The sequence below is a fragment of the Planktothrix sp. genome, assembly GCF_046067725.1.
Classification (GTDB): Bacteria; Cyanobacteriota; Cyanobacteriia; order Cyanobacteriales; family Microcoleaceae; genus Planktothrix.
Genome location: NZ_JBJUDF010000106.1, coordinates 1 through 6153, shown reverse-complemented (window position 1 = coordinate 6153; position 6153 = coordinate 1). Strand labels below are relative to the sequence as shown.

The 6153-nt window shown below is 41.1% G+C and carries 11 protein-coding genes; 10 read left to right on the top strand and 1 reads right to left on the bottom strand.

Translation table 11 applies throughout. The annotated features are described in order from the left end of the window. From ACKPEB_RS06000 to ACKPEB_RS05955, 10 genes are all read left to right on the top strand, one after another. Nucleotides 1–430: DNA cytosine methyltransferase (locus ACKPEB_RS06000; protein WP_408963930.1), on the top strand; the 430-nt coding region annotated here is incomplete at its 5' end. A 26-nt stretch (nucleotides 431–456) separates the two neighbouring features. Beyond that, nucleotides 457–1380, top strand: a complete 924-nt coding sequence (locus ACKPEB_RS05995) for a DUF5131 family protein (RefSeq protein ID WP_408963929.1) — start codon at nucleotides 457–459, stop codon at nucleotides 1378–1380. Between the two features lie 4 nt (nucleotides 1381–1384). Beyond that, on the top strand, nucleotides 1385–1972 hold the full coding sequence (locus tag ACKPEB_RS05990) for a hypothetical protein (RefSeq protein WP_408963928.1): 588 nt from the start codon (nucleotides 1385–1387) through the stop codon (nucleotides 1970–1972). Then, nucleotides 1965–2192, top strand: coding sequence for a hypothetical protein (locus ACKPEB_RS05985; RefSeq protein ID WP_408963927.1), 228 nt, complete (start codon nucleotides 1965–1967; stop codon nucleotides 2190–2192). The genes ACKPEB_RS05990 and ACKPEB_RS05985 overlap by 8 nt, the downstream gene beginning before the upstream one ends. Beyond that, the gene (locus tag ACKPEB_RS05980; protein WP_408963926.1) at nucleotides 2185–2367 is read left to right on the top strand and encodes a hypothetical protein; all 183 of its coding nucleotides are present in this window, start codon (nucleotides 2185–2187) and stop codon (nucleotides 2365–2367) included. The genes ACKPEB_RS05985 and ACKPEB_RS05980 overlap by 8 nt, the downstream gene beginning before the upstream one ends. Before the next feature lie 74 nt (nucleotides 2368–2441). Further along, nucleotides 2442–2831, top strand: coding sequence for a hypothetical protein (locus tag ACKPEB_RS05975; protein ID WP_408963925.1), 390 nt, complete (start codon nucleotides 2442–2444; stop codon nucleotides 2829–2831). Between the two features lie 314 nt (nucleotides 2832–3145). Continuing rightward, nucleotides 3146–3403, top strand: a complete 258-nt coding sequence (locus ACKPEB_RS05970) for a hypothetical protein (protein ID WP_408963924.1) — start codon at nucleotides 3146–3148, stop codon at nucleotides 3401–3403. Between the two features lie 20 nt (nucleotides 3404–3423). After that, entirely contained in the window at nucleotides 3424–3717 is a 294-nt protein-coding gene (locus ACKPEB_RS05965; RefSeq protein ID WP_408963923.1) for a hypothetical protein, read from the top strand. Next, nucleotides 3714–3884, top strand: a complete 171-nt coding sequence (locus ACKPEB_RS05960; protein WP_408963922.1) for a hypothetical protein — start codon at nucleotides 3714–3716, stop codon at nucleotides 3882–3884. The genes ACKPEB_RS05965 and ACKPEB_RS05960 overlap by 4 nt, the downstream gene beginning before the upstream one ends. Before the next feature lie 235 nt (nucleotides 3885–4119). Then, complete coding sequence (locus tag ACKPEB_RS05955) at nucleotides 4120–5100, top strand: phosphoadenosine phosphosulfate reductase family protein (protein WP_408963921.1); 981 nt, start codon at nucleotides 4120–4122, stop codon at nucleotides 5098–5100. A 77-nt stretch (nucleotides 5101–5177) separates the two neighbouring features. On the opposite strand, the gene tmk is transcribed toward ACKPEB_RS05955, so the two are convergent. After that, complete coding sequence (tmk, locus tag ACKPEB_RS05950) at nucleotides 5178–5798, bottom strand: dTMP kinase (protein ID WP_408963920.1); 621 nt, start codon at nucleotides 5796–5798, stop codon at nucleotides 5178–5180. Nucleotides 5799–6153: the final 355 nt, after the last annotated feature.

Below are 6153 nucleotides of genomic sequence, written 5' to 3'. Positions count from 1 at the left end.
GCACAAGCTGACAGGAATTAGTCTCGTGGACGTGGGTAAAAATTGCAGTCGGTTAGCGACAGTAAAAGCCGGAAGTGAGCCAAGCTTTACTATCACAACGGATCACGTTAACTCCCACGCTCCCTTAGCCTTGATGCCTCGTGCCGGAGCAAACATTAAAAATGCTAATCCTACACCACCGGATCAACCTTGCCCGACCATTCGAGCGATGCAGGCAGGACGACATACCCACTGGGCGGACGTGGTGAATTTGAAGGATCTGACCGCAAAACAAGTCACCCCCGAAGTGTCAGCAATCCTTCAAAGCTTTCCAGAGAATTACCTCCTCCCAGAATCCAAAACCTTAGCCCAACGGATTATCGGAAATGCGGTTCCCCCGCTATTAGCTAAAGCTTTGGGACTGGCTTTGATTGAATCCATAACTGTTTAAAAACATCAACAACACGGAGAAAACAAATGTCAAACATCGAATGGACAGGAGAAACTTGGAACCCAATTATTGGATGCTCAAAAATTAGTGCTGGATGTCGAAATTGTTACGCTATAAACCAAGCTTTTCGGAACTGGAAAATGGCGGAAGGATTACCGGAAAACAAACGGGGAAGATTGGCTTATTACGAAGGATTAACAAAAGGGTTTGACGACTGGACAGGAAAACTTGTCTTTGTTCCTGAAGCGTTAGAGATTCCCTTAAAACGCAAGAAACCTCAGACATATTTTGTTAATTCAATGTCCGATATGTTCCATAAAAATGTTGAGGATGAATGGCTTGATGAAATCTTTGCTGTGATGGCATTGACCCCACAGCATACTTATCAAATTTTGACTAAACGACCGGAACGAATGCAGGAATATTTAAGCAATTCAGAAACAATTGAACGAATTGAAGAAGCGGGCTATGAGTTTTCTCACAATATGGATTGCTTAAATAACTGGCCCTTCCCGAATGTTTGGCTTGGTGTTTCAGTCGAAAATCAGAAAGCGGCTGATGAACGAATTCCTTTGCTTTTAGAAACCCCCGCAGCAATCCGTTTTTTGAGTTGTGAGCCATTACTGGAGTTTGTTAATTTAAGTCGCTGGCTACCTATTGAATTAGAAGAAAGTGGCTGGAACCGTCTCGAACCGCTTATCGATCCTTTGACATTTGATTGGGTGATTGTTGGAGGGGAAAGTGGGCGTGGTGCGCGACGCTGTGACGTGCAATGGCTGGAAGAAATTACCGAGCAATGTTTAGCTGCGGATGTAGCAATTTTTGTTAAACAGTTTGGATCTAAACCCACAGGAATCGATATCAAGCTTTCTGACAAAAAAGGCGGAGATTTTAATCAGTTCCCTGAGTCTCTTCAGTTTCGACAAATGCCAAAACAATTGGGAGTCTAACACTATGACCGCAGTAACAAATAAAACGATTGAAAGGGATTTAAAAGTGGGGGAATGGGTTGAATTAAACCCCCACAAATGCCGACCATCTTACTTGATAAAAGGATCGGCGTGGCAAGTTGAAAGTTTTAATACACTTAAACAGACTTGCCAAATTACTAACTGTAAGGAAGGGGAATTTCACAGATCGGAAATCCTTGATTTTGAGGAAATTTCCGATTCTTCCCCATTCAAGAAAACTGATATTGTCCAACTTAAAACCGATGCTCGGTATATTGGGCGAGTCATTAATTGTCAGGGTAATAAAATCAAGGTTCAATGGGCTTATGGAGGGCAGCAACAGACCCTTGATTCAGACAAGATTATCTTATTTATTAAGATGATCAAAGGTGAGCAAATTGTTCTCGGTTCTTATCCGTTTAAAAAAGGCGATCGCGTTAAATCAACGGACAAGAATTTTGAGGGGGTAATCTTGACCGTGAGGGAGTGTTACCCATCTGGTATGGTCGGACTGTCTTGTTCTTATGACAGTCACTTGTCCCTTCCTGGCATTGGATTAACGATTGTTGAGGAGGTGAGTAACGATGCTTAAATCTTCAATTTTATTCACAGATCCACCTCGACAAATTGAACCTGATGGACAACTTTTAATATTCTGGGTTGACGAAGAACCGCCCGATCCAGATGACTTTAAATCTCTAAGAGAGTACGAAAATCAGCATAAGATTTGGGCGGAGACTTACCCCGAATTGAATCAAGCTTTAATTCATCGCAATAAACAAATAGAAGAGAGGATCAAATGTAATGGTTAAAAAGTATAAATCAGTTTCCCGTGAACTCTTTGCAAAAGCTAAATCATTGGGATTGTCAACTTCATCCGATCAAATTTTGCCAGATCTTCGGGATAGCGATCGCCTAAGAAACTCCTCCCCTTATGATGTCGATGATCGGTTATTTGCATATATTCCAGACAGTCAAAACGAATAATTTCTAACACAAAAAACCGGATTAATTGCTGTTAATCCGGTCATCAAACCCAGTCATTTTAGGAGAGGATTATTATGTCCAAAATAGCACAAAAAGGATTTGGAAAACCAAAACTAACAGAAACTCACCAAACCTTTAGGGTTGAATATAAAGCCGTCAACCCTAACGATCCCGATGATGAGCAAGACATTGAAACCGTTTTTTATAAAGTCCCATTAAGCAAGGGAACCGCAGAGGATAGACGGTATTTAGTCGCTGCTACTGTTGCCTGTTATTTTGAATCGGAACAAGGAAAAGAGAAGGGGGTTAATCTGGCTTTTATCTGGAATTCAGAAGCCGCCAATTTTGAGCCAATGTGTCAGCTGTCGTCCATCCCAATTCCAGGGGCGCAAGTTCTGAATCTTGCAGGATTAAATGTTGAGAAAAGCTTGAAAAATCTAAGTAAAAAAGTTAAGGGGGTTTAGAATAATGTTCGGAACGTTGAATATAGGAAGCCTGGGAACTGTCGCCACACCTTAATATCTCACGGGTTATCGCAGGGTAAGAGTCCGGCTGAGATGGCGCAACTCGCAGGGAATCGGATTGAGACGATTTACAACCACTATGCAGGGAGTGTGATCCATCGCCCCTCGCTGCCTGTCTTGCTAGAGGAAGAATAATTTTTTGATTCACCCCTTGACATTTTAAGAAGTGGGGGGTAAATTATAGATAAGGCAAGGGGAGAGTTGATTTTGCAGTCTAGCTCTCCCCTTACAGTGAACGACACTAAAAGGATTATATGACACCTGAGCAAAAAGCGTTTCAATCCATTTTCCCATCATGGGTTCTTGTTCGCCAGGGTGAAAAAACTGGTGCTAGATATGCCAAGGGGCAGTTAACGATTTGGTTAATTGATTTGGCGTCGGGGCCAAGGGCCACACTTCAGATACAGGGGGGAAAACGCCCCCTGTATAAAGGACGTGTTACCGAAAACTTTGAAGAAGCCCTTAACGATGTTAAGGGCTTCCTGGAAAAAAACTTTCCGGGCATGGTTTGATTTAGCTTAGGAGGATGGGGATGTTAGTTATTTATTTGCAGTTAAAAGGCAAAAACATAAAAACACAATCCTTCAAAAAGGATGATTACATCAAGTTTCAGTGGCGCGAGTCTACAGTGTTAGAACCTGTCATTGTGGAAAAGGAAGAAGCGACGCATTTTTGTTTGGTTGACGAACAAAATTACATCTTTTTACCGGAGCAAATAAACGCTCCGTGTGAAGAGTTTGACCCTGTTTATAATACCTCTGAAACCGTTGGGGGTATTGTATGGGACATTAGCTTATTATCTAAAATTATGGAGGTTTTAAAATGAAAACAAAAGAAGCAAAAGAACCAAAAACCTACAACCTGAAACCCAAGACCCTGTGGAGACAGGGATGGGAAGACGGTTATATGGGGAGAAGCAATAATCAGCCGCAAAACCCTCAATACGCAGATGGCTACTGGCGAGGCATCGAAGACGCGATGCTAGATGAGTAGGTGCAAATTGAGTAGGTGCAAATTTTGTGGGAATCCCCTTGCACCTCAAAACCGTTCAGGGTACTGCAAGGAGCATCGAGAGAAAAGTCCCGAACGGAAAAAACGCCCCAATTACAAATATCGTCGCAAGAAAAAATAAAACCCTCCGATCATAGGATAAAATGAATTAGATTTGATTCGACACGCTCAACAAATCAACTTTTTACAAATTAATTAACCTCAATAAAAGGGAAAAATGGTAACACAATTAGACTTGTTTGGGAATCATGTTGATGTTCAAGCTAAAGATCCGATCTGGAGACTAAAAAATAGACCTGCACCCGATCCAAACTCCCCCATAGTTGTGAGTTATGGAGGAGGAACCAACAGCACCGCCATGTTAATTGCAATGGTTTTAAAGGGCATTAAACCCGATTTAATTCTGTTCGCAGATACAGGGGGGGAATTACCGGAGACGTATGAATGGGTTAATACGTTTTCTGATTGGTTGCATAATCAAGGATTCCCATCTGTGACTGTTGTAAAACGAGGTAAAGTAGAAGCCGTCAGGGAGCGCAAGGCGTTAGTTGTTAAATGGGATGTAATAACGAAATCTTTTGATTGGTTTCTTTTATCTCTGTATTTAGGCATCTTGTCCAATGGAAATCAATTTTTTGAATACTCTAATTTGTACGAAAAGTGTATAACATTAAAAGCTCTACCATCAAGGGTTTTTAATAAAGGGGAATGCTCTATTAACTATAAAATAAAGCCTCAACAGTCGTATTTAGAGGGCTTTTACTCTGATATTATAGGGGACACCAAAATCAGAATGTTTATAGGTTTTCATTCCGAAGAAATAGGGAGGTTAATCAATAAAAAGGAAGATCCTTTTGAGACGGAATTTTATAGAAAAGAATATCCATTAATAGAGTGGGGTTTAAATCAAAAAAATTGTATTAGTTTAATAGAATCTATTGGTTTAGGTGTCCCTCCGAAATCAAGTTGTTTTTTTTGCCCAAATAGGAAGCCCTCCGAAGTTCTTTTTTTAAAAGAAAAATACCCTGAACTTTACGATGCAGCCTGTTTTATGGAGGAAAATTTTGCAGATAGAGCTAAAGAGATTGTGGGATTGGGGCGAACTTGGAGATGGTTGGATTTAGATAAATTGTCAGCATTAGAGCAACTCATAATTGACAATAAACAGGAATCAAGAAGATGCGCGTGTATTGATTAGCTTTTGATACAATAGAAGCTGTACACAAAAGCTTCAATATTTTAGCCAAAGCGGGGTTTAACCCCCGCTTTTTAATGTCAAAATAACCTTGCCTTCAAATATTCCCGATCCTCCTCTGGAATCAGGGGAATAATTAACTTTTTAATCTCTTCAAATACCAGATCCTCCGACTGGTTAGCATCGATAACAGTCCAACCATGTTGACCTGCCAACTCCAGATATCCAAGCCGTACACGCTCTAAGAATGGGCGATCGCTTTCCATACAATCCAAGGGTTCTGTTTTGCGACTAAGGGCATTCTCCACAAAGCAATCCAAGATAATCGTTAGGTCGGGCTTTAATCCTTCTGTTGCCTCACTGTTGAGGCGCTCAATCCATTGGAGATCCAAACCATGCCCATAGCCTTGATAGGCGAGTGTTGATGGAGTGAAGCGATCGCAGAATACCCAAAACCCACAATCGAGCATGGGTTTGACAATAAATCTACAATGCTCTCTTCTATCTTCTATTAATAAATCCAACTGTCTCACTGGGGTGAAGTTGGTTTCCTTTAGCTGTTTTCTAGTCTTTTTATCGAACGGTTCCTCAGTTCTGTAGAGCTTGATCTTAGTATTAATTTTTAACCACTCGATTAATCGAGTCAAAATCGTACCTTTCCCACTTCCATCTATACCGTCAATCACGATGAACTTGTGCATAAATCCTCAATAGTAAAGGGTATTCAAGATTAATTTAGATGACACCCTAGCTACTTTTAGCACACAGTTATTCTAACAAATTTAGATGGGTTTGTTTCTTGATAGATGTTAAATAATAATGAAATTAATACAGATAACTCACTACAAGTTACCTGTATTTGCTGATCGTCCAATTGAAATCCAGGTGTACACAGAAATTATACCATTATTTAATCTTAATTTGTAGGGGCACGCCGACGATCCCGCGCATCACCGCGAACAGCAATACGAGCGCCACCCACACCGAACCGACGACCGTGATGATTCCGATCTTGCGATCACGACGCAGCGCCACCCAGAGTCCGAGCGCCACGAC